We start from the raw sequence: 25,141 nt of genomic DNA, 5'->3' as shown, positions 1-25,141 counted from the left end.
ACTCCTGTTATGCGCATTCATATCGCCACCGACCACGCCGGACTCGATTTCAGCCGGCACCTCATCGAGCACCTCACCGAGGCCGGCCACGATGTGGTCGACCACGGACCGCAGAGCTACGACGCGCTGGATGACTACCCCGCATTCTGCATCAACGCGGCCCAGGCGGTCGTCAACGACCAGACCGCGGGAACCGAGGCGCTCGGCGTGGTCTTCGGCGGGTCAGGCAATGGCGAGCAGATGGCGGCGAACAAGGTCGTCGGAGCCCGGGCCGCCCTGGTCTGGAGCCTGAACACCGCCACGCTCGCCCGGGAGCACAACGACGCCAATGTCATCTCGATCGGGGCCAGGCAGCACACCATCGAAGAAACGATCTCGTTCATCGATGCGTTCATCGCCGAGCCCTTCTCCGCCGACGAGCGGCACGTGCGCCGCATCCGCCAGCTCGGGGAGTACGAGACGACCCGCGACATCGCCGGCAAAAACATCGTGCGCTAGCGTGCCAGAGGGCCACTCCGTACATCGCATCGCCCGCCAGTTCGCCCGCAACTTCGTCGGCCGGACGGTGAATCTGTCGTCGCCGCAGGGCCGCTTCGTCCAGGGTGCAGCACTCCTCAACGGCCACGTGATGACGGATGCCCGGGCCGTGGGCAAGCAGATGTTCCTCGAGTTCGACAACGGGCTCTGGCTGCGCGTGCACCTGGGGATGTACGGCGCCTGGGACTTCGCCGGGGACATCCTGATGGATGCGACGATCGCCTCGGCCAACGGACGGATGGGCCAGACCAACCAGCGCGGTACCGACCTCGACCCGGTCGTGCTCGACTCGGCCGGGGAGAACTCGATGCACAGCATCGGAGCCCCGCGTCGCACCCGGGTGAGGATGGCCGAGCAGGAGAAGGAGATCGACCGGCTGGAGACGTTCCCGCCCGAACCGGTCGGGCAGGTGCGGGTGCGCCTGCTCACCGACACCGTGTCGGCGGACCTGCGCGGGCCGACGGCCTGCGAGGTGCTCGACCCGGCGCAGGTGCAGGCCGTGATGGACAAGGCCGGGCCGGACCCGCTGCTCGACGACGGCCCCGTGGCCGAGGACAGATTCACCGCGGTGGTGCGTCGCAAGCCCACCCCGATCGGAATCCTGCTGATGGACCAGTCCGTCGTCAGCGGCATCGGCAACGTCTACCGTGCCGAACTGTTGTTCAGAGCCAGGGTGAACCCCTACGCCCCGGGGAAGTCGCTCGGCGACGACACCGTGCGCGGGCTCTGGAAGGACTGGGCCCACCTGCTGCGCATCGGGGTTGAAACGGGACAGATGATGACCATGGACGACCTCGCCGGTGACGAGTGGCGGGCGGCGATGAAGAACCGTGCCGACCGGCACTGGGTCTACAAGCGTGAAGGCCTGCCCTGCCGGGTGTGCGGTACACACATCACCCTCGCCGAAATGGGAGCCCGAAAACTCTATTTCTGCCCGCGCTGCCAGGCCTGACCTGCCCGGCCGTACCCGCTCCAAGAGACAGGAACCCTCCAGATGAGACACACTCCCTCCTTCGTGCTGGACGACCCGGCCGAGATCAGGCGCCTGGTGCGGGACAATCCCTGGGCGACCATGATCAGTCACACCTCCGACGGGGAACTGGTCGCCTCGCACTACCCGGTCGTTCTCGACGAGGACAGCGACGAGATAGTGCTCCTGAGCCACGTTGGCCGTCCGGACGAGCAGTTGCACGAGCTCGGCCGGCACGAGCTGCTGGTGGTCATCCAGGGCCCGCACGGCTACATCTCACCCGGGTGGTACGACGCCTCACCGGCCGTTCCCACCTGGAACTTCATCACCGCGCACCTCTACGGCGTTCCAGAGTTGCTCAGTGACACCGAGAATCTCCAGGTGCTCGACCGGCTCGTCGACCACTTCGAAGATCGGATGCCGGTGCCGCGGCGGCTGAACGCCACGAGCGAGAACGCCGCCTACGCCGCCCGCATCTCCGCCGGGACGGTGGGCTTCAGGCTGCGGGTGACCCGGGTCGTCGCCAAGAGCAAGCTCAGCCAGAACAAGCCGCTGGAGACCATCACCCGCATCATGACCGAGCTGGAGGGCTCGGGGCCGTACGCCAGCCCTGCACTGGCGGCCGAGATGCGCCGGGTGCACGGCGCGGCCGAGGGGAGTGACCTCTCATGACCGGGAACACGCTCACGCTGCGGAATGCCCGCCTCCCCGGCAGCGACGAACGAGTTGATGTCAGCATCCAGGACGGGGTGATCCGACGGATCGGCTTTGAGGACCGCTCGGCGCCGGGGGAGAGCATCGACCTCGGCGAGCGTTGGCTGGTCCCCGGGCTGTGGGACAACCACGTGCACTTCAGCCAGTGGGCGCAGACCGCACGCCGCCTCGATCTGTCCGGCACGACGAGTGCGGCCGAGGTCGCCACGCTGGTGAGTGGCCGTGTCCCCGCGGTTGCGCCGGGCGAGACACTGGTGGGCTTCGGGTTCCGCGACGGACTGTGGCCGGATGCCCCTGGTCGAGGCGTGCTCGACGCCGCATCAGCGCGCGTGCCAGTGGTGCTCGTCAGCGGTGACCTGCACAGCTGCTGGCTGAACTCGGCGGCGCTCGCCGCGCACGGCTTCCCCGATCACCCCACCGGTCTCCTGCGTGAGGATGACGCCTTCGCCGTGGTCAAGGCTCTCGGCACGGTGCCGGAGGACATCATGGACGGCTGGGTCGACACGGCGGCGCGCGCCGCGGCCGCCCGCGGTGTGGTGGGCATCGTGGAGATGGAGATGGCCTGGAACCCCGGGGACTGGCAGCGCCGGATCGCCGCGGGGATCAATGCGCTCCGGGTCGAGACGAGCGTCTATAGCCAGCACCTCGATCAGGCGATCGCACTCGGGCTGCGCACAGGGGCCGCGCTCGACGGCACCGGAGGGCTGGCCCGGATGGGCCCGTTCAAGGTCATCACCGACGGGTCGCTCAATACCCGCACGGCCTACTGCTTCGACGAGTACCCGGGGCTCGAGGGAAAGCCCGGCGCGCACGGGCTGCTCACGGTGCCGGCTGACCGGCTCGTCACTCTGATGCGCCTGGCGGCTGCCAGCGGCATCCGACCGGCCGTGCACGCCATCGGCGACCGGGCGAACAGCCTCGCGCTCGACGCCTTCGCCGAGGTCGGCTGCACGGGGAGCATCGAACACGCCCAGCTGCTCCGAGAGGGTGACGTGGCCAGGTTCTCGGCCCTCGGGGTTGTGGCCAGCGTGCAACCCGAGCACGCCCTGGACGACCGGGACGTCGCCGACCGTTACTGGGCCGGTCGCACCGGGCGGGCGTTCGTGCTCAAGGCCCTGCTCGACGCGGGCGCGAGCCTGGCCCTCGGCAGCGACGCCCCGGTCGCGCCGCTGGACCCGTGGGTCACCATGGCCGCTGCGGTCGGCCGCACGCGCGGAGACCGTGAGCCGTGGGAACCGGGGCAGGCGATTTCCCGACAGGCGGCGCTCGCCGCATCCGCCCGGGGACGGCACACGATCGCGGTCGGCGAGCCGGCCGACCTGGCGGTCTGCGAGATCGACCCGTTCGTCGCCTCCGTCGCCGACCTCAGGCGGATGCCCGTTGCCGCCACGCTCCTCGCCGGCCGGTTCACGCACGACACGCTCCGGCCCTGAACCGGCACGCCTGAGCCGGGCCTGCCGGGGGTTTCCCCCCGTGCGCATCCGGTTGCCTGCCGGATTTCGGCGGTCCCTCCCTCCCGGAATGCTCGATGCAGGCACACTGGCTGAAGGAGAACAATGAGCGAGACCGCAACATCCACGACGAGGGACGACCTGATGGAGAGCAGCACGCAGCAGCCTGTCTCCCGCTCCGGCGGCTACGGGGCGCTCTGGCGCCGGGTGCCACGGGAGCTCGGCTTCCTGCTGCCCACCCTGCCGATCGTCGTCGTCGGACTGTCCGTGCTGAGCACCGTGTTCTTCACCGGCACCGGCATGATCGCGATCTTCGTCGGCCTGTTCATCGTCGTGCTCGCCCTCTACATCGCCCGCGGCTTCGGACTGTTCGAACTGACCAGGCTGCGTTGGGCCGGCCAGGCCCCGGTCACCCGGCCGCGCTGGGACCCGGTCGGCGAACCGGCAACGCCGCTCCGCACGGTGCTCGGCCCGCTCGTCAACGGGCACTACTGGCTCTACCTGCTGCACGGAATGATCGTCAACTTCATTGTCGGCGTGATCAGCTGGACTGTCACCGTGGTCTGGTTGTCGATCGGCCTCGGCGGCATCAGCTACTGGTTCTGGGGCCGGTTCCTGCCCACCGACGACACCGGCACCGTCTGGCTCTACCAAACCCTGACCGACTGGATGCTGCCGGGCAGCACCCTCGCCATCGAGCCGTTCCTCGGCGAGAGCCTGCTGCAGCTCATGCTCGGCGTGGTCTTCCTCGCCACCCTGCCCCTGATCACCCGGGGTTTCACTGCCCTGCACCGGTTCATCGCCTGGGGCATGCTCGGAGCCTGGCGTTCCGAGGCCCTCCAGCGTGAGGTCGCCGACCTGAGTGCGTCCCGGGGCGCGGCCGTCTCCGCGGAGGACCAGTCCCTGCGCCGGCTCGAACGTGACATCCACGACGGACCGCAGCAGCGGCTCGTGCGCCTGCAGATGGATCTCGCGAGCGCCGAACGCAAGCTCGACACCGACCCCGCGGCCGCCCGCGGACTGCTCGTCGAGGCCCGGGCGCAGGCCCACGACACCCTCGAGGAGTTGCGGGCGTTGTCCCGTGGCCTGGTGCCGCCGATCCTCCAGGATCGCGGCCTGATCGCCGGTCTCGAGTCGCTCGCCGCCCGCAGCACCATCCCCGTGCGGCTGGAACTGACCGTCGACCCCGCGATGCGTTTCCCGTCGGAGATCGAACGCAGCGCCTACTTCGCTGCGTCCGAGCTGCTCACCAACGCCGCCAAGCACTCCGGGGCCAGCGGCATCCGGTTGCACCTGGCGCTTCGGCGGGTGCCGGACTCAGACACCACCTGGCTGGACCTCTGGGTGATCGACAACGGCGTCGGCGGCGCCGTTCCGACCGACTCGCACGGCCTGCGCGGCCTGGACGAGCGTCTGCGCGGCCTGCGCGGGGTGCTGTCGATCACCAGCCCCGCCGGCGGGCCGACCGCCGTTGGGGCGCACATCCCGCTGACTCAAACGGTGCCCGGCTCGATCGTTCTATCCTGAACAGGTGACCCAGCCAGAGCTCGTGACGGATGCCGCCCCCGCACACCGACCGTTGCGTCTGGTGCTGGCCGAAGACTCGCTTCTGCTGCGCGAGGGACTGATCCGGTTGTTCGACGAGGCCGGCTTCGTGACCGTCGCCTCCTACGGTGACGGCGAGTCCCTGCTTGCCGAGGCCGACCGGCTGAGACCGGACATCGCCGTGCTCGATGTGCGGATGCCGCCGACCTTCCGGGACGAGGGTGTGCGAGCCGCCCTGGAACTGCGCCGCAGGCTGCCGTCGGTGGGCATCCTGCTGCTCAGCCAGTACGTCGAGGGGACCTACGCGCACGAGCTCCTCGCCGCGGGCGAGGGCGGGATGGGCTACCTGCTCAAGGACAGGGTGGCGTCGCTGGACGATCTCACCGACGCGGTCACCCGGATCAGCGCCGGCGGCACGGTGCTCGACCCACAGGTGGTGCGCGAACTGATCAACCGGCGCACCGACCCGCTCGCGGCACTCACCCCGCGCGAAAGGGACGTGCTTGGCCTGATGGCCGAGGGGCGCACCAATGCGGGGATCGCCTCCGCGCTCGTGATCGGGGTCGGCGCGGTCGAGAAGAACGTCACCGCCATCTTCCAGAAGCTGGGCCTGGACGACTCGGGTTCGGATCACCGTCGCGTGCTGGCGGTGCTCGCCTTCCTGCGGCACTAGCCGTCCCGCGGCGGTCGAGCCGAACGCCGGTGGTCGAGCCGAACGCCGGTGGTCGAGCCGAACGCCGGTGGTCGAGCCGAACGCCGGTGGTCGAGCCGAACGCCGGTGGTCGAGCTCGTCGAGACCATCGAGCCCCTCGAGGCGAACGACCCCCGCAAGACCCCCGCCCGGCACGCAGACACCCCGCGGAGGGAGGACACTGGGATCATGAGCGCAATCGAGAATTCCAAGCTGGCCATCATCGGCGCGGGCGCCGTCGGCACCTCCCTCGCCTACGCCTCCCTGATTCGCCAGTCCGCCCGAGAGGTTGTGCTCTACGACATCAACGAGCCCAAGGTCGAGGCCGAGGTGCTCGACCTTGCGCACGGCACCCAGTTCACCGGGGCGTCCTGTGTGTCGGGCGGCGCGGACCTCGACCTGATCTCCGGAGCGAACATGGTCGTGATCACCGCCGGCGCCCGGCAGCATCCCGGCCAGTCTCGCCTCGACATGGCGGGGGTCAACGTGGGAATACTCCGCGACCTGATGCCGAAGCTCGTCGAGCGCGCCCCCGACGCCGTCTACATGATCGTCACCAACCCGTGCGACATCCTCACCTACGCGGCCCTGCACTACAGCGGGCTCCCGTCGGCGCGCGTCTTCGGCTCCGGGACCGTGCTCGACTCCTCCCGTTTGCGCTGGTTGCTCGCCCACCGGGTCGACGTCGCGATCGCGAACGTACACGCCGTGATCGTCGGAGAGCACGGCGACTCCGAGTTCCCGCTCTGGTCGCAGGCCAGGGTCGGCCCGGTCTCGCTCGACCAGTGGGTCGCGGATGACATCTCTCCCGTCACCAATGGCCGCGCGAAGTTCTCCGAGTCCGAATTCGAGGCCATAACCGAGGATGTGAAGACCGCGGCATACCGAGTCATCGCCGGCAAGGGCGCCACCAACTATGCGATCGGGCTGTCCGGGGCGCGGATCGTGGAGGCCGTGCTGCGTGACGAGGGTGCCGTGCTTCCGGTCAGTTCGGTCCTCACCGGGTACCGAGGCGTGAGCAACGTGGCGCTGTCGGTGCCGACCGTGGTCAACGCCGATGGCGTGTCCCGGGTGATCGAGGTGCCATTCTCCGACTCAGAGCAGGCCCTGTTCGAACACTCGGCAGACACACTGCGGGCGACCCTGAACAAACTCGGCCTGGCCTGAGCCGACCCGACACCTGGCCCGTCAGGTCCGCGCGACGAGAAGATAGGTGAGGTAAATCAGATACGCCGTGACGAAGGCCGCCCCTTCGAGCCGGCGAATGCGGTGGCCGGAGAGGAACACGGGAACGCAGGCGATCGACGCGGCGACCATGAACGGGATGTCGATCGCGATCAGGGGAGCATCGACCGGGATGCCGCCCGAGGGAATCAACGCCGTAGTGCCGAGGACGAACACGATGTTGTAGATGGTGCTGCCGAGCAGATTTCCAATGGCGATGTCGCGCTCCTTGCGGAGCGTGGCCACGATCGCGGTGACGAGCTCCGGGGCCGAGGTGCCGATTGCCACGATGGTGAGCCCGATGACGGTCTCGGAGACCCCGAAGCCACGTGCGATCTTGACCGCGCCGTCCACGAGCCAGTCCGCGCCGACCACGATGACCGCAAGGCCGGCGACGAGCCAGACCACGTTGCGCACCAGGTCTGCAGTGGACGCGACCTCACGTTTCGTGGCGCCGTACTCACGGGCGAACTCGCGGCGGACGCCGGCGGCCTCCCGGCGGGCGGCACGCACGATGAGCACGGTGTACGCCGCGCCGAGGCTGAGCAGGATTGCCCCGTCGGGCCGGGAGAGCGTCCCATCCATGGTCAGGAGAAGCATCAGGATGGACGCCACGACGATCACCGGCAGGTCGAGCTTCAGCGTTTGTGAGTGCAGCCGAACCGGACGCAGGAGCGCGACAAGCCCGAGGATGAAGAGCACGTTGAGTGCGTTCGTTCCGGCGATGTTGCCGATGGCGAGCGAACCGCTGCCGCGAGCGGCGGCGTCGATGCCGATGGCCAGTTCCGGCGCGCTCGTCCCGATGGCGACGATCGTGACGCCGATGACCATCGGAGAGATCCCGAACCGTGCGGCGACGCGGCTGCCGCCACGCACGACCAGCTCGGCGCCGCCGATCACGGCGAGTAAGCCGATGAGCAACTCGCCGAACTCCATCTTCCGAGCCTACTCACGAACGCGTGCGTCGATTCGGCGGGCGACTCTGCTCTAACGCACCCGGTTGAGGGCTGCTTCGAGCAGCTCGATAATGGTGAGGTCGTCGACCCCCACTTGTACGTCGTGAAGTGCCGCTTCCGTTTCGGTGATCACTTCGGCTTCCACGAGGGCCTCAAGGACGTTCCGGCCGTATGCGCGTGCGAATTTGAGGGCGGATGCCACATCCGGTCGATCGCCGCGTCTCCACCTGCTGATTGCCGACGGGTCGAACTCTGCCCTGCGCGCGACTTCGGCGCCTGGTGCCCCGTCGGATACGACGAGAACGTATTTCCACCATCGGGTTGTGGTCATGCGCCGAGTGTAGGTGCGCATGCGCAACCTGCACAAGGGCACGATCAGGTGGCCGATCAGCGGGACGGCGCCGAGGCCTGGACGTCAATCAGTGCGCCTCAGCGGGTGCCGTTGACCTATTCGGAGGGGATGACGGGAATCGAACCCGCGCCATCAGTTTGGAAAACTGAGGCTCTACCATTGAGCTACATCCCCAAGCGTGGTCTCCCACGCACTCGATTACTTTAGTACACGTTCCAGGGTGTCGGTTGCACGACGGGTCGCTTTCCCGTCCTGACCGTGCAGTAGACTTACCGAGGTCATTCCGCTGGCGCGTGAGCTTTGCGTTCCGGAGGATGACTCCAACGGGTTGAGAAAATATCCGGGGCGTAGCTCAGCTTGGTAGAGCGCTCGGTTTGGGGCCGAGAGGTCGCAGGTTCGAATCCTGTCGCCCCGACAATCATCCCCCCAGAACATCGTTCGAACACAGGAGATACCCACGTGAAGTCCACGGTCGAAAAGCTGAGTCCCACGCGCGCCAAGGTCACCATTTCGGTGACCCCCGAGGAGCTGAAGCCCAGCATCACCCACGCCTACGGGCACATTGCCGAGGACATCAACATCCCCGGCTTCCGCAAGGGCAAGGTTCCGCCGCCCATCATCGACCAGCGCGTCGGCAAGTCCGCCGTGCTGGAGCACGCGGTCAATGAGAGCCTCGACGGCTTCTACCGCTCGGCCGTCGAAGAGCACAAGCTGCGCCCCCTCGGCCGGCCCGAGGCCGACATCGTCGAATGGCCCAGCGACAAGGACTTCTCCGGAGACCTGCTCCTGGCCATCGAGGTTGACGTGCGCCCCGAGATCGACCTTCCCGCCTATGCGGGCCTCAAGCTCACCGTTGACGCCGTCGAGGTGTCCGATGAGGACGTCGCCGAGGAGCTCGACCAGCTGCGCAGCCGGTTCGGCACCCTCGTCACGGTCGACCGCCCCGCCACCACCGGCGACTTCGCCCAGATCGACCTGATTGCCAGCATCAACGGCGTCGAGGTCGACAACGCGACCGGAATCTCCTACGAGGTCGGCTCCGGCGACCTCATCGACGGCATCGACGAGGCGCTCGACTCTCTGACCGCCGGCGAGACCACCACCTTCAACTCCGCCCTGATGGGCGGCGACCACGAGGGTGAGACCGCCGAGATCATCGTCAAGGTCATCGCCGTCAAGGAGCGCGAACTCCCGACCGCCGACGACGACTTCGCGCAGATCGCCAGCGAGTTCGACACCATGGCCGAACTCACCGAAAGCCTCAAGGCGCAGGTCACGCGCTCCAAGGCCTTCGGCCAGGGCAGCCAGGCCAGGGAGAAGCTCATCGAGCAGCTCCTCGCCTCCGTCGAGGTCCCGATCCCGACGTCGATCATCGAGGACGAGGTTCGTCGCCACCTCGAGGGCGAGAACCGCCTCGAAGACGACGAGCACCGCGCCGAGGTCACCGAGTCCAGCGAGAAGACCTTCCGTCAGCAGATCGTGCTGGACACCATCGCCGAGATCGAGAAGGTCCAGGTCAGCCAGGACGAGCTCACCCAGTACCTGATCCAGGGCGCCAGCCAGTACGGCATGGACCCGAGCGAGTTCGTCCAGGCCCTGAGCGGCAACGGCCAGATCCCGTCGATGGTCGCCGAGGTTGCCCGTAACAAGGCCCTCGCGATCGCACTCGGCAAGGCCGAGGTCGTCGACTCCAACGGGGCGCCGGTCGACCTGTCCGAGTTCGCCGCCGTCGCCGCGAGCGACGAGGTCGCCGAGAACGACGAAGCCGAGGATGCCGACGAGGCACCCGAGGCCGACGCGGCTCCGGCCGCGCCGAAGAAGAAGGCCGCAGCAAAGAAGTAGCACGCCACGAGAACGGGGCCGGATGTCACAGACATCCGGCCCCGTTTTTGCATTCGGCGGCCCGGTCGTCTCCCGCGTGCATCCCCGGGGGAGGGCCGCGCGATGCGGTGGGCAATCTGCCGAGGGCGAACACGGCCGTCCCGGCGCATTTCACCCTATAGATTCATTCTGAAGCGACAAGCGAAACGGAGCGCGACATGGCCGATATGGCACCTACACCCGGCGTTTTTGACCGACTGCTCAAAGACCGCATCATCTGGCTCGGTTCAGAGGTTCGGGACGAGAACGCCAACGAGATCTGTGCCAAGATCCTGCTGCTGGCGGCGGAGGACTCTGAGCGGGATATCTTCCTGTACATCAACTCGCCCGGCGGCTCGATCACGGCCGGCATGGCGATCTACGACACGATGAAGTTCGTGCCGAACGACATCGTCACCGTCGGTATCGGACTTGCCGCGTCGATGGGCCAGTTCCTGCTGTCCTCGGGCACCAAGGGCAAGCGCTACATCACCCCGAACGCACGCGTCCTGCTGCACCAGCCGTCCGGCGGATTCGGCGGCACAGCCGCCGACATCCAGACCCAGGCCAAGGTGATCCTGGACATGAAGAAGCGGATGGCGGAACTGACTGCAGAGCAGACCGGCAAGTCGGTCGAGCAGGTCCTCATCGACAACGACCGTGACAACTGGTTCACCGCCCAGGAGGCCGTGGCATACGGCTTCGTCGACCACCTGCGCGAATTCGCGTCGGATGTGGTCGGCGGCGGCGGCACCGACGACTCAGTGAACAAGAAGTAGGACGGGCAGAAACGACATGGAATTCACGAATTTTGGTCACCAGGCCGGGGGCCGCGCCCCGCAGTCGCCCGAGGCCCGTTACATCCTCCCCACCTTTGAAGAACGCACCGCCTACGGGTACAAGCGTCAGGACCCGTACGCGAAGCTCTTCGAGGATCGCATCATCTTCCTCGGCGTTCAGGTCGACGACGCGTCGGCAGACGATGTCATGGCGCAGCTCCTCGTTCTGGAGAGCCAGGACCCCGATCGCGACATCGTGATGTACATCAACTCACCCGGTGGTTCCTTCACCGCGATGACGGCGATCTACGACACGATGCAGTACATCCGACCGCACATTCAGACGGTCTGCCTCGGCCAGGCGGCCTCCGCCGCTGCCGTGCTGCTCGCCGGTGGAACGCCCGGAAAGCGTCTCGCGCTTCCGAACGCGCGCATCCTGATCCACCAGCCGTCGGCCGGCGGCCAGGGTGGCGGGCAGGCGTCCGACATCGAAATCCAGGCCGCCGAGATCCAACGGATGCGTGAGTGGCTGGAATTCACCATCGCCCACCACTCCAACCGCACGGCGGAGCAGGTTCACAAGGACATCGACCGTGACAAGATCCTCGGCGCCCCCGAGGCCCTCGAATACGGCCTGATCGATCAGATCCTGACCAGCCGCAAGAATGTGCCCACGCTCGTCAAGTAGCGCTTCGCAACAATCGCAGCACAAAAACGGCGGATGCCCGACTGCAGAGCAGCCGGGCATCCGCCGTTTTTCATGGCCAACAGCGGTTTCCCAGGTCGACGCCGTTACCGCATTTCGACCGGCCCGCACGGCTTGCACACCACAGTCACAGGCACAGGCTAGGCTCAGTTCAGCGTTACCAGCAATACCGATGGAGGAGGCTGACGGATGGCCCGAATAGGCGAGAGTGCCGACCTGCTGAAGTGTTCCTTCTGTGGGAAGAGTCAGAAGCAGGTCCAACAGCTCATTGCGGGTCCCGGCGTGTACATCTGCGACGAATGCGTCGAACTGTGCAACGAGATCATCGAGGAACGCCTGGCCGAGGCCGGCGCCGAGGAAGGCAGCGGCGAGTTCGATCTGCCCAAGCCCAAGGAGATCTTCGGATTCCTCGAGGAATACGTCATCGGGCAGGAAGCCGCCAAGCGCGCCCTCGCCGTTGCCGTCTACAACCACTACAAGCGTGTGCGTGCCCGTGCCACCCTCACCGCGGCCGACGCGATCCACGATGACGTGGAAATCGCCAAGTCCAACATCCTCCTGATCGGCCCGACCGGTTGCGGCAAGACCTACCTCGCCCAGACCCTCGCGAAGCGCCTGAACGTGCCCTTCGCTGTGGCGGATGCGACGGCGCTCACCGAGGCCGGCTACGTCGGCGAAGACGTCGAGAACATTCTGCTCAAGCTGATCCAGGCGGCCGACTACGACGTCAAACGCGCCGAGACCGGCATCATCTACATCGACGAGATCGACAAGATCGCCCGCAAGGCCGAGAACCCGTCGATCACCCGCGACGTCTCCGGCGAGGGTGTCCAGCAGGCACTGCTGAAGATCCTCGAGGGCACGGTCGCGTCGGTCCCGCCGCAGGGCGGCCGCAAGCATCCGCACCAGGAATTCATCCAGATCGACACGACGAACGTGCTGTTCATCGTGGCCGGGGCGTTCGCCGGCCTGGACGACATCATCTCCACCCGCGCAGGGAAGAAGGGCATCGGCTTCGGCGCCCCCCTGCACAGCAAGGGCGACGACGTCAACCTGTTCAGCGAGGTCCTCCCCGAGGACCTGCACAAGTTCGGGTTGATCCCCGAGTTCATCGGGCGCCTCCCCGTGGTGACCACGGTCACCCAGCTCGACCAGGTGGCCCTGATGCAGATCCTCACCGTGCCGCGAAATGCCCTCGTGCGCCAGTACCAGCGCATGTTCGAACTCGACGGGGTCGAACTCGAATTCGAGCAGCCGGCGCTCGAGGCCATCGCCGACCTGGCCGTCCTTCGCAAGACCGGTGCTCGAGGCCTCCGCGCCATCATGGAGGAGGTGCTCGGACCGATCATGTTCGAGGTGCCGTCGAGTTCCGAGGTAGCCAGGGTCGTCGTGACCCGGGCCGCCGTGCTCGAGAACGCCGAGCCGACCATCGTGCTGCACAAGGCCCGGCGGGTGGAGAAGTCCGCCTGACCCTGGGGGCGATCCGCCCCTGACCGATTGAGCCCATTCGACTCCAGAGGAGCCGTCTCCTGTACCAGCCGGTCTTTGCGGGGATCGTGGCGGCGCTCACTGGCTTCGCCAGTTCCTTCGTGCTCGTGGTCGCCGGGCTGCAGGCCGTGGGTGCTTCCGATGCCCAGGCCGCATCCGGACTATTCGCGTTGTGCCTTGCCGTCGGCGTCACCTGTATCGCCGTGCCCTGGTACTTCCGGATGCCGATCTCGTTCGCCTGGTCCACGCCGGGGGCAGCCCTACTCGTGGCCGCCGGGCAGACCACCACTGACTTCGCCGCCGCGATCGGCGCGTTCCTTGTCTGCGGAATCCTGATCGTGTTGAGTGGACTCTGGCCGTGGCTCGGGCGCACGATCACGAGCATTCCAAAACCGATCGCCGGTGCCATGCTCGCCGGGATCCTTTTCCCGATCTGCCTGGCCCCCGTGACCGCGTCGGTGCAGCAGCCGCTGCTCTTCGTTCCCGTCGTCGTGGTCTGGCTAGTGCTCTACCGGCTCGCTCGCTCCTTGGCCGTGCCGGCGGCCATGCTCGTCGCAGCGATCGGCATCGCCCTCACCGCGGGAACCGGATGGATGACCGCCTCCTCCTCCGCGCCCGCCCTCGTCTTCGTGTCGCCGGTGCTCGACCCGGTCGTGATCGTGAGCCTGGGCATTCCCCTGTTCATCGTGACCATGGCCGGCCAGAGCGTGCCCGGCTTCGTCGTGCTGTCGACCTTCGGCTACCGGCCCCCGCCGCGCGCCATCCTCGCGGGCTCCGGGCTGGCAAGCCTGGCGGCTTCCCTGTTCGGCGGGCATGGGATCAACCTGGCCGCCATCACGGCCGCGCTGATGGCCGGGCCCGACGCCCACCCGGACCGGTCCAAGCGCTGGGTCGCCACGGCCACGTCGGGCGCCGCCTACCTGGTGCTCGGGCTCGGCGCCGGATACGCGGCGGCCCTGGTCTCGGCCTCCCCGCCGATCCTGATCACCGTGGTGGCCGGCCTCGCCCTCCTTGGCGCGCTCGTGACGAGCCTCACGACGGCCCTGGACGACGCGCGGCACCGCATCACCGCCGTCGCGACCTTCCTCGTGACTGCCTCCGGTATCTCGGTGCTCGGGATCGGTTCGGCATTCTGGGGGCTGCTGGTCGGTGGCGCGGTCATGCTTTGGCTCGGCCGGGCGAGCACGGGTGCGGGCCGGGTCTAGTTCAATCCGCGCCGATCGAGCAGCGGCTGGATCCGGGCGTCCCGGCCGCGGAAGTCCCGGTAGGCTGCGAGCTGGTCGGTGCTGCCGCCGACTCCGAGCAGGAGCCGGCGGAACCGGTCGCCGTTTTCCCGGTTGAGCCCGCCGTTCTCGGTGAACCATTCGACGGTGTCGGCGTCGAGCACCTCGCTCCAGATGTACGAGTAGTAGCCCGCGTCGTAGCCGCCGGCGAAGGCATGCGCGAAATACGTGCTCGCGTAGCGGGTGGGCACCACCGGATTGGACAGTCCGGCCGCGGCAAGGGCGGCTGCCTCGAACTGCGCCACATCCGTCACCACGGTGTCCGCGTCGATCAGGTGCCAGGCCTGGTCCAGCAGGGCCGCGGCCAGGTACTCGCTGGTGAGGAAGCCCTCGTTGAAGGCCGAGGATTCCCGGATTCGGTCGACGAGGTCCTGGGGCATGAGCGCCCCGGTCTCCGTGTGCTTCGCGAAGTTCGCCAGCACCTCCGGCCACAGCAACCACATCTCGTTGACCTGGCTCGGGAACTCGACGAAGTCGCGGTACACGTTGGTTCCGGCGAACTTCGGGTAGGTGACCCGGGCGAACAGCCCGTGCAGGGCATGCCCGAACTCGTGGAACAGGGTGGTGGCCTCGTCGTAGCTGAGCAGGGTGGGCTCACCGGCTGCCGGCCTGGGCACGTTGAGGTTGTTGCAGACCACCGTGGGGGTGCCCAACAGTGCGGACTGGGAGACCAGGGAATTCATCCAGGCGCCGCCACGCTTGGAATCGCGGGTGTAGATGTCGAGGATATACAGGCCGACGGGGGAGCCGTCGGCTTCGGCCACCTCGAAGATACGGGCCTCCGGGTGCCAGGCGACCAGGTCGGATCGTTCGGTGAACGTCACCCCGTAGAGCCTCGTCGCGGCGTAGAAGACGCCGTCGTGGAGCACCCGTTCGAGCTCGAAGTATGGCCGCATGGCCTGACTGTCCACGTTGTACCTGGCCCGGCGCACCTTCTCGGTGTAAAAAGCCCAGTCCCACGCGGCGAGGGCGAACCCGCCGCTCTCGGCGTCGATGACCCGTTGCAGTTCGGCCTGCTCGGCGAGTGCGTTGCGGGCCGCCGCCGGCGCGAGCCGGCCGAGCAGGTCGGCGACCGCGCCCGGCGTTTTCGCAGTCTGGTCGGCGGTGACCGCCGCCGCGTGGTTGTCGAAGCCGAGGAGCCGGGCCCTGGCGGCCTGGAGGGCGGTGATCTCGATCACCAGGGCGCGGTTGTCGTGTGCCCCGCCGCGGATGCCGCGCGCGCGTGAGGCGGCCAGCAGCCGCTCCCGCACGCCCCGGTCGGTGAGCTGCGCCAGGTACGGGTGACTGGTGGGGAGCACGAGCGTGATCACATATTGCCCGGGCAGGCCTCGGGATGCGGCGGCCTCGGCCGCGGCCGAGATCTGCCCGTCCGTGAGACCGTCGAGCTCGGCGACGTCGTCGAGCACGAGGGCGAGGTCGTTGGTGTCGGCGAGCAGGTTCTTCTCGAACCGGGTGGTGGCGACTCCGAGACGCGCGTTCAACTCGCGCAGGACGGTCTTGTCCGCGTCGGAGAGCCCGGCCCCGGCCAGGCTGAACTCAGTGAAATACCGTTCGACCAGGTACCGAGACTCCGGGTCGAGGCCCAGGGCATCCCGCTGATCGTGCACGGCCGCGATCCGGGTGAACAGGGTCGGGTCGAGGCGGATTGCGTCCGCGTGCGCGGCGAGCAGGGGCGCAAGCTCTTCCTCGAGCGCGTTCGTGAACCCACTCGAATCGGACGAACTCAGGGTGAAGAACACCGCGGCCACCCGGTCGAAGGCCTGCCCGCTGCGTTCGAGCGGCAGGAGGGTGTTCTCGACGGAAGGCGCCTCCGGATCGGACCCGATCGCGGCCACCTCGGCGAGCTGCTCCGTCATTCCGGCGACGAATGCCGGACGGAAGTGTTCCTCGGTGATCTCCGCAAACGGGGGAAGCTGAAACGGCAGCGTGCTCTGACGCGCGAAGGGATTCATCGATTCACCATGAAACCAACCTAGTTCTCCCGCCACCGATCGGGCTTCCGGCTTAGGCTCGAGGCATGACGGACCAGCCGGAACGACCAGAGACCGCGCCCCGCGACCGGTACACGCACGGTCATCATGAGAGCGTGCTGCGTTCGCACACCTGGCGTACCGTGGCGAACTCCGCGGCCTACCTCCTGCCGCACCTCGCCCCCGGACTGAACCTGCTCGACGTGGGTTGCGGGCCGGGCACCATCACGGTCGACCTGGCGAGACGGCTGGCGCCGGGCCGGGTCACCGGGATCGATGCCGCGGCGGAGATCATCGAGCGCGCGGCCGGGCTGGCCTTCGACGAGGGGGTGCGCAATGTGGCCTTTCAGGTCGGCGACGTCTACGCCCTCGATTTCCCCGACGAGAGCTTCGACATCGTGCACGCCCACCAGGTGCTGCAGCACGTCGCCAACCCGGTGGCGGCGATGAAGGAGATCCGGCGGGTGCTCAAACCCGGCGGTGTTTTCGCAGCGAGGGACGTCGACTACGGCGGGGTGATGGTGCATCCCAAGCTGCCCGGTCTTCTGCTCTGGATGACCGCCTACCGCGACGTGCACTACTGGAACGGCGGCGACCCTGACGCCGGGCGGGCGTTGAAGGCCTGGGCGCGGCAGGCAGGGTTCGGAGACGTCGCCGGCAGCGCGTCGATCTGGTGCTTCGCCTCGGATGCCGAAAGGGAGTGGTGGGGAGAATCGTGGGCCGTGCGCGCCACCGAGTCGGCCTTCGCGGCGCACGCGATCGAGGTGGGTGCGGCCGACCTTGCTGATCTGCAGCAGATCGCGGCCGCCTGGCGGCAGTGGGTGGCCGACCCGGACGGCTGGTTCGGAATGCCGCACGGCGAGATCATCGCTCGCAAGTGACGACGTCCGAAGTCGCAGCACCGGCGTAACATCAAGGATGCCCTTCCTGGATCAGCTGAATCACTGGGCTCGGCAGCAGCCGGGCGCCCCGGCCATCGAGGTCGGCGCGGAGCGGCTCAGCTACGCCGGGCTCGCGGCCCGGGCGGGCGACGCGCTGTCCGACGGAGACGGTATCGGCATCCTCAGCCTCCCCAACAGCATCGAGTTCGTGGTCGCTTTCGCCGCCGGTATCGCCGGGGATCGCGCCGTCGCCGTGCTCGATCCGGGCTGGCCGGCGGCCAAGCAGGACCTGGTCAGGGAACGGCTGGCCGCCGCGGGCCCTGCAGGGCGGCCGGGCGTCGCGGCTCTTGTCGACGGAGACCCCGACTCGGTCTTCCTCTACGGCTTCACCTCCGGGACCACCGCCCTGCCCAAGGCTTTCACCCGCACCCGGCGATCGTGGCAACGCTCCTTCGAGGTCGGCGTGGACTACTTCGGGCTCGACCGCCACGACCGCACGCTCGCGCCGGGCCCGTTGTCGTCCAGCCTCACCCTCTACGCCCTCGCCGAATCCCTGCACACCGGGGCGGCCTTCGTCACCCTGCCCGAGTTCGACCTGGCCGCCGCGCTCGCCTGCGTGGCCGACCGGGGGATCACCCGACTCGTCGTCGTGCCGACGGTGCTCCGGATGCTCTCCGAACGTGGCCTGGCCGGCGGGGTGAACGGGCTCTCGCTCACGAGAATCGTCACCGCGGGGGCACGGCTCGACCCGGAGACGCGCTCAGCCGCGCGCCGGTTCGCGCCCAACGCAACGATCCACGAATACTACGGGGCGGCCGAGCTGAGTTTCGTCGCCGCGTCTTCGCTGCGCCCGGGGGAGGTGACGAGCGCTGACCCGACCAGCGCTGACCCGACGGCCGTCGGCCGCGCATTCCCCGGTGTCTCCCTGGCCATCCGCGACGAGGCAGGGCATGACCTGCCCGCCGGCGAGCCCGGCCTCATCTTCGTGCGCAGCCGCCTGGTCAGCAACGGCTACGCCTGGGGCGACGACGGGGAGGCGTTCCGCCGGGACGGCGACTGGTGCACCGTCGGCGACGTCGGCTTCCTCGATGGGGACGACGTGCTGCACTTCCTCAACCGGCGGGCGGACATGATCGTCACGGCAGGGCAGAACGTCTACCCGCAGGAGGTGGAGGCGGCCCTGCGGTCCCTGCCGGGCGTCGCATCCGTGATCGCCGTCGGAGTGCCGGATGCCAGGCGTGGCAGCCGAGTGGTGGTCGCGGTCCTCGGCGACCCGGCTTCGTCCGGCGCGGACGCCGGCCTGTTCCGCCGCGCCGCTGCCGCGGCGCTCAGCGAGGCGAAGCGACCGCGGGCCTACTACCGGCTGACCGCGCTGCCGCTCGCCCCGACGGGTAAAATCAGTCGGCGCCTGCTGGCCGCCTGGATCACAGAGGGAGACGCCCGTGTCACCGCACTCGACTAGCGCCGGCCCGGCTGCCGCCGACCGGGAGCCCGTGATCGTCCTCGGCCGCCGCACCGCCTTCGGGCGCCTGAACGGGGGACTCGCGCAGCTGACCGCGGACCGGTTGCTGGCGCCCGTGCTGGCCGCCGCCCTGACCGATGCCGGCGTCGACCCGTCGGCGGTTGACGACGTGATCATCGGCAACGCAGTCGGCGGCGGCGGCAATGTTGCCCGCCTGGCCCTGCTCCGCGCCGGACTGCCCGTCTCGGTGCCCGGCCTGACCGTCGACCGCCAGTGCGGTTCCGGGCTTGAGGCCATCGTCCTGGCCTGCCGGCTCGTCGCCGCCGGTGCAGGCGATCTCTACCTCGCCGGGGGCGTGGAGAGCTGCAGCACCGCGCCGTTGCGGGCCCACCGGCTGTCGTCGACGCCGGGGCACCCGGACTTCTACGATCGGGTGCGGTTCTCCCCAGACGAGGTGGGCGACCCGGAGATGGGCGAGGCCGCAGAGAACGTCGCCGACCGGTTCGGCATCAATCGGGAACGGCAGGACGCGTTCGCGCTCCGGAGCCACCGGTTGGCCATCCACGCCATCGAGTCCGGCCGGCTGGCCGCGGATATCGTTCCGTTAGACATGGGGGCCGGCCCGGTCGTCGCCGACGAGGGGCCCCGCAGGAGCCTCACGGCCGGCCTGCTCGGCCGGTTCACCGGGGCGTTCCGGGACGGCGGCACCGTCACCGCCGGCAACTCCTGCGCGGACGCGGACGGGGCCGTGGTCGTGCTGGTGACGAGCCGCCGGACCGCGGACGCGCTCGGGCTTCGTGGTCTGGCGTTCGTGGATGCCGCGGTGACCGGCACAAACCCGAACCTTCTCGGCGTCGCCGGCGGCGAAGCGGCGAGCCTCCTGCTTGAGCGGCACGGGCTGGCCGGCGCCGACCTGTCCCTGATCGAGTACAACGAGGCCTTCGCTGCCCAGGTGCTCGCGTCGCTCGACCTCCTCGGCATCGCCGAGGAACGCGCCAATCTGCAGGGCGGGGCGCTGGCGGTCGGCCATCCGTTCGGTGCGAGCGGGGCGCTGCTGGTGCTCAGTCTGTTGCAACAGTGCCGGGAAGCTGCAGCGCCGGGGGCCCTCGGCCTCACCGCCGTGAGCATCGCCGGGGGACTCGGCGCCGCCGCGCTCTGGCGCTGGGACGGCACGGGTGGCGCCGCGCGGCGAGACCGGTAGCCGGCGAGACGAGCCGCGGTTCAGCCTGGGGTCGGAATTGCGGTCGCTCCGGCCTTCATCGATCGTCGGGTCTCCAAGCGCAGTTCCATCTCGCTCATGACGATGGCCGCGAGGTCCCCGAGGGTGGCGAGCTCTAGTTCCGTGGCCACCCGCGGTTCGAAGTCGAGCACGCACAGCGTGCCGAGGCTATGTCCATCGCGAGTGCGCAGGGGCACTCCGGCGTAGAACTGCAGGCCGAAATCGTCGGCAACAAGGGGGTTCGCGAGTGTCCGTGGGTCGAACCGGGCATCTTCCACGACCCAGGGCAGGTCATGCATGATGGCCGAGGCACAGAGCCCGGGGTGCCTGTCGATATTGTCTATCTCGAGTCCGTGGTGGGACGTGAACCAGATCCGATCGTGATCGACGATGGTGACGAGAGCGACTGGAACCGAGAATACCCGGGCGGCAATCGCCGTGATCCGGTCGAAGGCCCCGTCGGCCGGTGCCTCAGGCAGCCGGTAGCGCGCTACCGCGAGCATCCGGGCCTCCTCGGTCGACGGCTCGGGAGCGGTGCCGACGCCCCTGTGCCGGCCGGTCTCGGACGCCACCAGCTGGCGCAACGCCGGGACCAGATCGTGAATGGACGGGCGGTCTTTCGGGTTGCAGGCGGTCATGGCCGCCAGGAGGGCCCGCCATTCCGGGGCGAGGCCGTGCGGAATGGGCGGATCGTTTCGCAGCCGGGCCAGCGCTGACTGGATCGGGTCGCCGGGAAAGGCGACGGTGCTGGTGAAGCACTCGAGGAGCACGAGACCCAGCGAGTAGATGTCGCTGGCAGACCCCAGGTTCTGACCCCGCGCCTGTTCGGGGCTGAGGTAGGCGGCCGTGCCCGTCGTGACGGTGTCCGTGTCACCGCCCGGGGCGCCGACCAGGGCGATGCCGAAGTCGGTCAGCTTCGCACGGTACCGTGCGCTGCCCTGGTTGTAGTCCACCAGCAGGATATTCGCCGGCTTCACGTCTCGATGCACGACGCCCCGATGATGAATGTACTGCAGGCCCTCGGCAAGGTCGAAGCCGATGTGCGCTATCTGGCGAGGAGTGAGCGGACCGCGCTCGAGCTTGACCTTGAGATCGGCGCCCGCTACGAGCTCCATGACGAAGTAGACGCGTGGCCGGGCAGCATCCGTGCGGTCGACACCCGCGTCGAGCAGGGTGACGAGGCTGTGGTGATTGAGGCTCGCGAGGAGGTTCACCTCGTCTTCCTGCACACGGATGTCCTTCTCGCTCGTTGCCGACGCGTCGAAGACCTTGACAGCGACGTCGCGACCCAGCGATTCGTCCGTGGCGCGAAAGACCGAGCCTTTGCCGCCCCGGCCGATCAGTTCCTGCAACCGGTATCGTCCGCGCAGGCGCGGTGCTCCCGCCTCGGCGACCTCAGGCGAGCGCCCGGCCGTGGTGATGACATCCATAAGAGAGCCTTCGTGTCGTGCCGCCGCCACCACAGGCGGTCCGGCGAGTCCACTTATTAGACGCAGCTCGATGTCGATATGTCACGCCGGTGATTCTTAGATCCAGTCCTCGTCGTCCTCGACCGCCACGGCGGGCTGGGTGATGGTGGCGCTGTCTTCGCCCGGGTTGTAACGGATGATGGTGCCGTCGTCGAGTTCGAGCACCGGCCGTCCCTCGAGCCAGGTCAGCGTCCAGCGCCAACCGCTGTTGTCCTCACCGAGCGCCGTGAGTTCCTCCTCGACCGCCTGGATCGCGATTTCGACCACATGCGGCAGTCCGGCGGGAACCGGGGCTCCGAGCGCGAATCGGCTTCCCATCTGCATTCTAGAGCTCGATCTCGTAAGTCACCCAGTCAGTGCGGGTGGCGACGTCGTCGTAGAGGTGCTGGGCTTCCTCGTTGTCGGAGGCCGTGATCCACGCCATCGTGCTGAGTCGATTCTCCTTGGCGTAGTCCTTGGCGAACTCGATCAGGGCGCGTCCCACCCCGCTCCGCCGGGAGTCGGGAACCACGAACAGGTCGTCGAGGTAGAGACCTCGACTGGCGCCGAGCGTGTTGGGCACCTCGCGGTAGTGCGCGAAGCCGATGAAGTCACCCTCGTCGTTGACGGCGACGGCTCCGGTCAGCACGTGGTTCCGGTCGATGATCCAGCTCCAGACCTGCAACGCCTTCTCGTCGGTGAGCTCGCTCTTGTAAAACTCGCTGTAGCCCTCGAAGAGGCCCAACCACGAGAAGAAGTCCTTGTCGCCCAGTGTTCGTACCTGTGTAGTCATCCGGTTCTCCTAACCTTCTGGTACTGCTTCGAGCACGATGTCAGTCACAGTCAATTCGCTACCCTCAACGAAAACCAATTCCGAGATTCGACCGACGGCCCGCAGATCCGCGGATGCCTGCGCGAGCAGGGCAACCTCAGCGGCCGTTCCGCTAATTACAGCAGATGCGACGGCAGATTTCTGGGAAGCCTTCGCATCGGTCTTGGCGCGGCGGATGCCGGTGAGCGCGCGGCTGGCCAGATCGAGCAGTGCGACGTTGCCGGCGGAGCCGGCCGCGAGCTCCGGCTGGCCGGGCCACGGCGCCAGGTGAACCGACTCGTCGTTCGACCAGGACCAGGCCTCCTCGGTGGCGAACGGTACGAACGGAGCGAACAGGCGCAGCAGGGTGGAAAGCGCGGTGCGGAGCGCGGCAACGGCCGAGGCCTGGCCGCCGCCGCTCACTCCGTATGCGCGTTCCTTGACCAGCTCGAGGTAGTCGTCACAGAAGGTCCAGAAGAAGCTCTCGGTGAGTTCGAGTGCCCTGGCGTGGTCGTAGCTCTCGAATGCGGACGTGGCCTGACCGACGACGACGGTGAGGCGGGCGAGCATACTCTGGTCGATCGGTTCGCTGACCGGAGCGTCCGCGGCCCCGTCGAAGCTGAGGATGAACTTGGACGCGTTCAGGATCTTGATCGCGAGGCGACGACCGATCTTGATCTGGGTCGGGTTCTTCGGGTCGAACGCGGCGTCCGTGCCGAGCCGGGACGACGCTGCCCAGTAGCGCACCGCGTCGGAACCGTGCAGCTCCAGCATGTCGGCCGGGGTGACGACGTTGCCCTTGGACTTGGACATCTTCTTGCGGTCCGGGTCGACGATGAAGCCCGACAGGGCCGCGTGCTGCCACGGCGAGACGCCGTGTTCGAGTTCGGCGCGGAGCAGGGTGGAGAACAGCCAGGTGCGGATGATGTCCTGCCCCTGCGGGCGGAGCGAGTACGGGTAGACGAGGTCGAAGAGTTCGGGGTCGCGCTCCCAGCCTCCGGCGAGCTGCGGGGTGAGCGAGGAGGTCGCCCAGGTGTCCATCACGTCGACCTCGCCGACGAAACCGTTCGCCGTTCCGCGCTGGTCGGCGCTGTAGCCGGGGGCGGTGTCGGAGGAGGGGTCGACCGGGAGCAGGTCGCGGGTGGCCACGATGGGCTGGTCGAAGACCGGGTTGGCGTCGGCATCCAGCGGGTACCAGACGGGCAGCGGCACACCGAAGAAGCGCTGGCGCGAGACGAGCCAGTCACCGGTGAGGCCGTTCACCCAGTTCTCATAGCGCACCCGCATGAACTCCGGGTGCCACTGCAGATCGGTGCCGTGCGAAATCAGTCGCGCGCGCAGGGCCTCGTCGCGAGCGCCGTTGCGGATGTACCACTGCCGGGTCGACACGATCTCGAGCGGCTTGTCGCCCTTTTCGAAGAACTTGACCGGGTGCACGATCGGCTTGGGCTCGCCGATCATGTCGCCGCTCGCGCGGAGCAGCTCCACGACGGCCTGCTTGGCGGAGAAGACGGTCTTTCCGGCCAGCTGGGCGTAGGCGGCGAGGCCGGCCTCGCTCTCGATGACCTCGGGTGCCTCGGCGATGATCCGGCCGTCGAAGCCCATGATCGCGCGGTTGGGCAGGTCGAGTTCGCGCCACCAGACCACGTCGGTCACGTCGCCGAACGTGCAGATCATCGCGATTCCACTGCCCTTGTCCTTCTGGGCGAGGTGGTGCGCGAGGATCGGCACTTCCACGTCGAACAGGGGAGTGCGCACGGTGGTGCCGAAGAGCGCCTTGTAGCGTTCGTCGTCGGGGTGCGCGACGAGGGCCACGCAGGCGGGGAGCAGTTCGGGGCGGGTGGTCTCGATCTCGATCGTGCTGTCGTCGGGCTTGCGGAACGATACCCGGTGGTACGCGGCGGGCATCTCCTTGTCCTCAAGCTCGGCCTGGGCGACCGCGGTGCGGAAGGTGACGTCCCACAGGGTGGGTGCCATGGCCTGGTAGGCCTCGCCGCGCTCGACGTTGCCGAGAAACGCGAGCTGCGAGGTGACCAGCGAGTCGTGCCCGATCGTGCGGTAGGTCTGGGTCCAGTCGACGCTGAGGCCGAGGCTGCGCCAGAGGGCCTCGAACTGCTTCTCATCCTCGATGGTCAGACGTTCGCACAGTTCGATGAAGTTGCGGCGGCTGATCGGAAGCTGGTCGGCTGCCTTGCTGCTCTTGCCGTCGCCGCCCTCGAAGGGCGCGGTGAAGTCGTCGGTGTAGGGCAGCGACGGATCGCAGCGCACGCCGTAGTAGTTCTGCACCCTGCGCTCGGTGGGCAGGCCGTTGTCGTCCCAGCCCATCGGGTAGAAGACGTCCTTGCCGCGCATGCGCTGGAACCGGGCGATCACGTCAGTGTGGGTGTACGAGAACACATGCCCGATGTGCAGAGAACCGGATGCGGTCGGCGGCGGGGTGTCAATGGAGAAGATGTTCGCGCGGGTGGCGGAGCCCCGGTCGAAGCGGTACGTGCCGGAGTCTTCCCAGCTGCCGCCCCACTTGGCTTCGAGACCCTCAAGGGCCGGTTTGTCCGGAACGCTGGCGGCGGTCATGTTTCTCCGTTTGTTATGTGCGGCACCGTGTCTTTGGTGAGGTGCCTGAATATTTGGGACTGACCCAATCTACCGGATGCCCTGTTCCGCGCCGATTCCGCGCCGGTGGTCGAGCCCGTCGAGACCCCGCCACCGGTGGTCGAGCCCGTCGAGACCCCGCCTCCGGTGGTCGAGCCCGTCGAGACCCCGCGACACGACCTCGAACACAGCAACGATATCC

Annotated in this window: 22 protein-coding genes and 2 tRNA genes; 16 read left to right on the top strand and 8 right to left on the bottom strand. The window is 68.0% G+C overall.

Going from position 1 to position 25,141, the window contains the following annotated elements; all coding sequences use genetic code 11:
* Positions 1 to 9: 9 nt before the first annotated feature.
* The 7 genes from QMG61_RS11990 to QMG61_RS11960 all read left to right on the top strand — a co-directional run bounded on the left by QMG61_RS11990 (position 10) and on the right by QMG61_RS11960 (position 7,075).
* The gene (locus tag QMG61_RS11990) at positions 10 to 498 is read left to right on the top strand and encodes a ribose-5-phosphate isomerase (RefSeq protein ID WP_283494558.1); all 489 of its coding nucleotides are present in this window, start codon (positions 10 to 12) and stop codon (positions 496 to 498) included.
* A gap of 1 nt (position 499) precedes the next feature.
* Positions 500 to 1,489, top strand: a complete 990-nt coding sequence (locus tag QMG61_RS11985) for an Fpg/Nei family DNA glycosylase (protein WP_283494557.1) — start codon at positions 500 to 502, stop codon at positions 1,487 to 1,489.
* A gap of 42 nt (positions 1,490 to 1,531) precedes the next feature.
* The gene (locus QMG61_RS11980) at positions 1,532 to 2,179 is read left to right on the top strand and encodes an FMN-binding negative transcriptional regulator (RefSeq protein WP_283494556.1); all 648 of its coding nucleotides are present in this window, start codon (positions 1,532 to 1,534) and stop codon (positions 2,177 to 2,179) included.
* Entirely contained in the window at positions 2,176 to 3,654 is a 1,479-nt protein-coding gene (locus QMG61_RS11975) for an amidohydrolase (protein WP_283494555.1), read from the top strand. Before QMG61_RS11980 ends, QMG61_RS11975 begins: the two co-directional genes overlap by 4 nt.
* Positions 3,655 to 3,777: 123 nt before the next feature.
* Positions 3,778 to 5,199 (top strand): sensor histidine kinase, encoded by a 1,422-nt coding sequence (locus QMG61_RS11970; RefSeq protein ID WP_283494554.1) that lies wholly within the window; start codon positions 3,778 to 3,780, stop codon positions 5,197 to 5,199.
* Positions 5,200 to 5,203: 4 nt separating this feature from the next.
* Positions 5,204 to 5,890, top strand: coding sequence for a response regulator (locus tag QMG61_RS11965; RefSeq protein ID WP_283494553.1), 687 nt, complete (start codon positions 5,204 to 5,206; stop codon positions 5,888 to 5,890).
* Positions 5,891 to 6,097: 207 nt separating this feature from the next.
* Positions 6,098 to 7,075, top strand: coding sequence for an L-lactate dehydrogenase (locus QMG61_RS11960; protein WP_283494552.1), 978 nt, complete (start codon positions 6,098 to 6,100; stop codon positions 7,073 to 7,075).
* Between the two features lie 21 nt (positions 7,076 to 7,096).
* On the opposite strand, the gene QMG61_RS11955 is transcribed toward QMG61_RS11960, so the two are convergent.
* The 3 genes from QMG61_RS11955 to QMG61_RS11945 form a co-directional block, all read right to left on the bottom strand.
* Positions 7,097 to 8,068: a calcium/sodium antiporter gene (locus QMG61_RS11955; protein WP_283494551.1), complete on the bottom strand. Its 972-nt coding sequence runs from the start codon at positions 8,066 to 8,068 to the stop codon at positions 7,097 to 7,099.
* Between the two features lie 51 nt (positions 8,069 to 8,119).
* Positions 8,120 to 8,419 carry a helix-turn-helix domain-containing protein gene (locus QMG61_RS11950; RefSeq protein ID WP_283494550.1) on the bottom strand — a complete coding sequence of 100 codons (300 nt, stop codon included), beginning with the start codon at positions 8,417 to 8,419 and terminating at the stop codon, positions 8,120 to 8,122.
* A 124-nt stretch (positions 8,420 to 8,543) separates the two neighbouring features.
* Positions 8,544 to 8,614: transfer RNA gene (locus QMG61_RS11945), tRNA-Gly, on the bottom strand.
* A gap of 167 nt (positions 8,615 to 8,781) precedes the next feature.
* On the opposite strand from QMG61_RS11945, the gene QMG61_RS11940 reads away from it, so the two are divergent.
* The 6 genes from QMG61_RS11940 to QMG61_RS11915 all read left to right on the top strand — a co-directional run bounded on the left by QMG61_RS11940 (position 8,782) and on the right by QMG61_RS11915 (position 14,478).
* Positions 8,782 to 8,855 (top strand) — tRNA-Pro (locus tag QMG61_RS11940).
* Positions 8,856 to 8,899: 44 nt separating this feature from the next.
* A complete protein-coding gene (tig, locus tag QMG61_RS11935; protein WP_283494549.1) occupies positions 8,900 to 10,282 on the top strand; it encodes a trigger factor in 1,383 nt (460 codons plus the stop codon).
* Positions 10,283 to 10,479: 197 nt separating this feature from the next.
* Positions 10,480 to 11,079, top strand: coding sequence for an ATP-dependent Clp protease proteolytic subunit (locus QMG61_RS11930; RefSeq protein ID WP_134507475.1), 600 nt, complete (start codon positions 10,480 to 10,482; stop codon positions 11,077 to 11,079).
* Positions 11,080 to 11,095: 16 nt separating this feature from the next.
* Positions 11,096 to 11,767: an ATP-dependent Clp protease proteolytic subunit gene (locus QMG61_RS11925; protein ID WP_283494548.1), complete on the top strand. Its 672-nt coding sequence runs from the start codon at positions 11,096 to 11,098 to the stop codon at positions 11,765 to 11,767.
* A 207-nt stretch (positions 11,768 to 11,974) separates the two neighbouring features.
* On the top strand, positions 11,975 to 13,255 hold the full coding sequence (gene clpX / locus QMG61_RS11920; protein ID WP_283494547.1) for an ATP-dependent Clp protease ATP-binding subunit ClpX: 1,281 nt from the start codon (positions 11,975 to 11,977) through the stop codon (positions 13,253 to 13,255).
* Between the two features lie 26 nt (positions 13,256 to 13,281).
* On the top strand, positions 13,282 to 14,478 hold the full coding sequence (locus tag QMG61_RS11915) for a benzoate/H(+) symporter BenE family transporter (protein ID WP_349358411.1): 1,197 nt from the start codon (positions 13,282 to 13,284) through the stop codon (positions 14,476 to 14,478).
* Here QMG61_RS11915 and QMG61_RS11910 read toward each other — a convergent pair.
* Positions 14,475 to 16,508 (bottom strand): M3 family metallopeptidase, encoded by a 2,034-nt coding sequence (locus QMG61_RS11910; protein WP_283494546.1) that lies wholly within the window; start codon positions 16,506 to 16,508, stop codon positions 14,475 to 14,477. The genes QMG61_RS11915 and QMG61_RS11910 overlap by 4 nt on opposite strands.
* Positions 16,509 to 16,573: 65 nt before the next feature.
* On the opposite strand from QMG61_RS11910, the gene QMG61_RS11905 reads away from it, so the two are divergent.
* The 3 genes from QMG61_RS11905 to QMG61_RS11895 are packed head-to-tail and all read left to right on the top strand — an operon-like array spanning position 16,574 to position 20,070.
* A complete protein-coding gene (locus tag QMG61_RS11905) occupies positions 16,574 to 17,407 on the top strand; it encodes a class I SAM-dependent methyltransferase (RefSeq protein ID WP_283494545.1) in 834 nt (277 codons plus the stop codon).
* Between the two features lie 37 nt (positions 17,408 to 17,444).
* A complete protein-coding gene (locus tag QMG61_RS11900; protein WP_283494544.1) occupies positions 17,445 to 18,869 on the top strand; it encodes a class I adenylate-forming enzyme family protein in 1,425 nt (474 codons plus the stop codon).
* Positions 18,850 to 20,070 (top strand): thiolase family protein, encoded by a 1,221-nt coding sequence (locus QMG61_RS11895; RefSeq protein WP_283494543.1) that lies wholly within the window; start codon positions 18,850 to 18,852, stop codon positions 20,068 to 20,070. The genes QMG61_RS11900 and QMG61_RS11895 overlap by 20 nt, the downstream gene beginning before the upstream one ends.
* Before the next feature lie 20 nt (positions 20,071 to 20,090).
* Here the strand turns inward: QMG61_RS11895 and QMG61_RS11890 are convergent, their stop codons facing one another.
* The 4 genes from QMG61_RS11890 to valS all read right to left on the bottom strand — a co-directional run bounded on the left by QMG61_RS11890 (position 20,091) and on the right by valS (position 24,921).
* Positions 20,091 to 21,518, bottom strand: a complete 1,428-nt coding sequence (locus QMG61_RS11890) for a protein kinase domain-containing protein (protein ID WP_283494542.1) — start codon at positions 21,516 to 21,518, stop codon at positions 20,091 to 20,093.
* A 96-nt stretch (positions 21,519 to 21,614) separates the two neighbouring features.
* Positions 21,615 to 21,875, bottom strand: a complete 261-nt coding sequence (locus tag QMG61_RS11885; protein ID WP_283494541.1) for a hypothetical protein — start codon at positions 21,873 to 21,875, stop codon at positions 21,615 to 21,617.
* 7 nt (positions 21,876 to 21,882) lie between these two features.
* Entirely contained in the window at positions 21,883 to 22,329 is a 447-nt protein-coding gene (locus QMG61_RS11880) for a GNAT family N-acetyltransferase (RefSeq protein ID WP_283494540.1), read from the bottom strand.
* 9 nt (positions 22,330 to 22,338) lie between these two features.
* A complete protein-coding gene (gene valS / locus QMG61_RS11875; protein WP_283494539.1) occupies positions 22,339 to 24,921 on the bottom strand; it encodes a valine--tRNA ligase in 2,583 nt (860 codons plus the stop codon).
* Positions 24,922 to 25,141: the final 220 nt, after the last annotated feature.

This window comes from Cryobacterium sp. PH31-AA6 (assembly GCF_030063195.1).
Lineage (GTDB): Bacteria > Actinomycetota > Actinomycetes > Actinomycetales > Microbacteriaceae > Cryobacterium.
This window is presented reverse-complemented; position numbering and strand designations above follow the sequence as displayed.

Excerpts from the sequence above, each read along its gene's own strand:
- QMG61_RS11885 (WP_283494541.1), bottom strand. The coding sequence starts at position 21,875 with ATGGGAAGCCGATTCGCGCTCGGAGCCCCGGTTCCCGCCGGACTGCCG.
- QMG61_RS11970 (WP_283494554.1), top strand. The coding sequence starts at position 3,778 with ATGAGCGAGACCGCAACATCCACGACGAGGGACGACCTGATGGAGAGC.
- QMG61_RS11990 (WP_283494558.1), top strand. The coding sequence starts at position 10 with ATGCGCATTCATATCGCCACCGACCACGCCGGACTCGATTTCAGCCGG.
- QMG61_RS11980 (WP_283494556.1), top strand. The coding sequence starts at position 1,532 with ATGAGACACACTCCCTCCTTCGTGCTGGACGACCCGGCCGAGATCAGG.
- QMG61_RS11955 (WP_283494551.1), bottom strand. The coding sequence starts at position 8,068 with ATGGAGTTCGGCGAGTTGCTCATCGGCTTACTCGCCGTGATCGGCGGC.
- clpX (WP_283494547.1), top strand. The coding sequence starts at position 11,975 with ATGGCCCGAATAGGCGAGAGTGCCGACCTGCTGAAGTGTTCCTTCTGT.
- valS (WP_283494539.1), bottom strand. The coding sequence starts at position 24,921 with ATGACCGCCGCCAGCGTTCCGGACAAACCGGCCCTTGAGGGTCTCGAA.
- QMG61_RS11930 (WP_134507475.1), top strand. The coding sequence starts at position 10,480 with ATGGCCGATATGGCACCTACACCCGGCGTTTTTGACCGACTGCTCAAA.
- QMG61_RS11910 (WP_283494546.1), bottom strand. The coding sequence starts at position 16,508 with ATGAATCCCTTCGCGCGTCAGAGCACGCTGCCGTTTCAGCTTCCCCCG.
- QMG61_RS11890 (WP_283494542.1), bottom strand. The coding sequence starts at position 21,518 with ATGGATGTCATCACCACGGCCGGGCGCTCGCCTGAGGTCGCCGAGGCG.
- QMG61_RS11960 (WP_283494552.1), top strand. The coding sequence starts at position 6,098 with ATGAGCGCAATCGAGAATTCCAAGCTGGCCATCATCGGCGCGGGCGCC.
- QMG61_RS11975 (WP_283494555.1), top strand. The coding sequence starts at position 2,176 with ATGACCGGGAACACGCTCACGCTGCGGAATGCCCGCCTCCCCGGCAGC.
- QMG61_RS11900 (WP_283494544.1), top strand. The coding sequence starts at position 17,445 with ATGCCCTTCCTGGATCAGCTGAATCACTGGGCTCGGCAGCAGCCGGGC.
- QMG61_RS11880 (WP_283494540.1), bottom strand. The coding sequence starts at position 22,329 with ATGACTACACAGGTACGAACACTGGGCGACAAGGACTTCTTCTCGTGG.
- QMG61_RS11905 (WP_283494545.1), top strand. The coding sequence starts at position 16,574 with ATGACGGACCAGCCGGAACGACCAGAGACCGCGCCCCGCGACCGGTAC.
- QMG61_RS11925 (WP_283494548.1), top strand. The coding sequence starts at position 11,096 with ATGGAATTCACGAATTTTGGTCACCAGGCCGGGGGCCGCGCCCCGCAG.
- QMG61_RS11950 (WP_283494550.1), bottom strand. The coding sequence starts at position 8,419 with ATGACCACAACCCGATGGTGGAAATACGTTCTCGTCGTATCCGACGGG.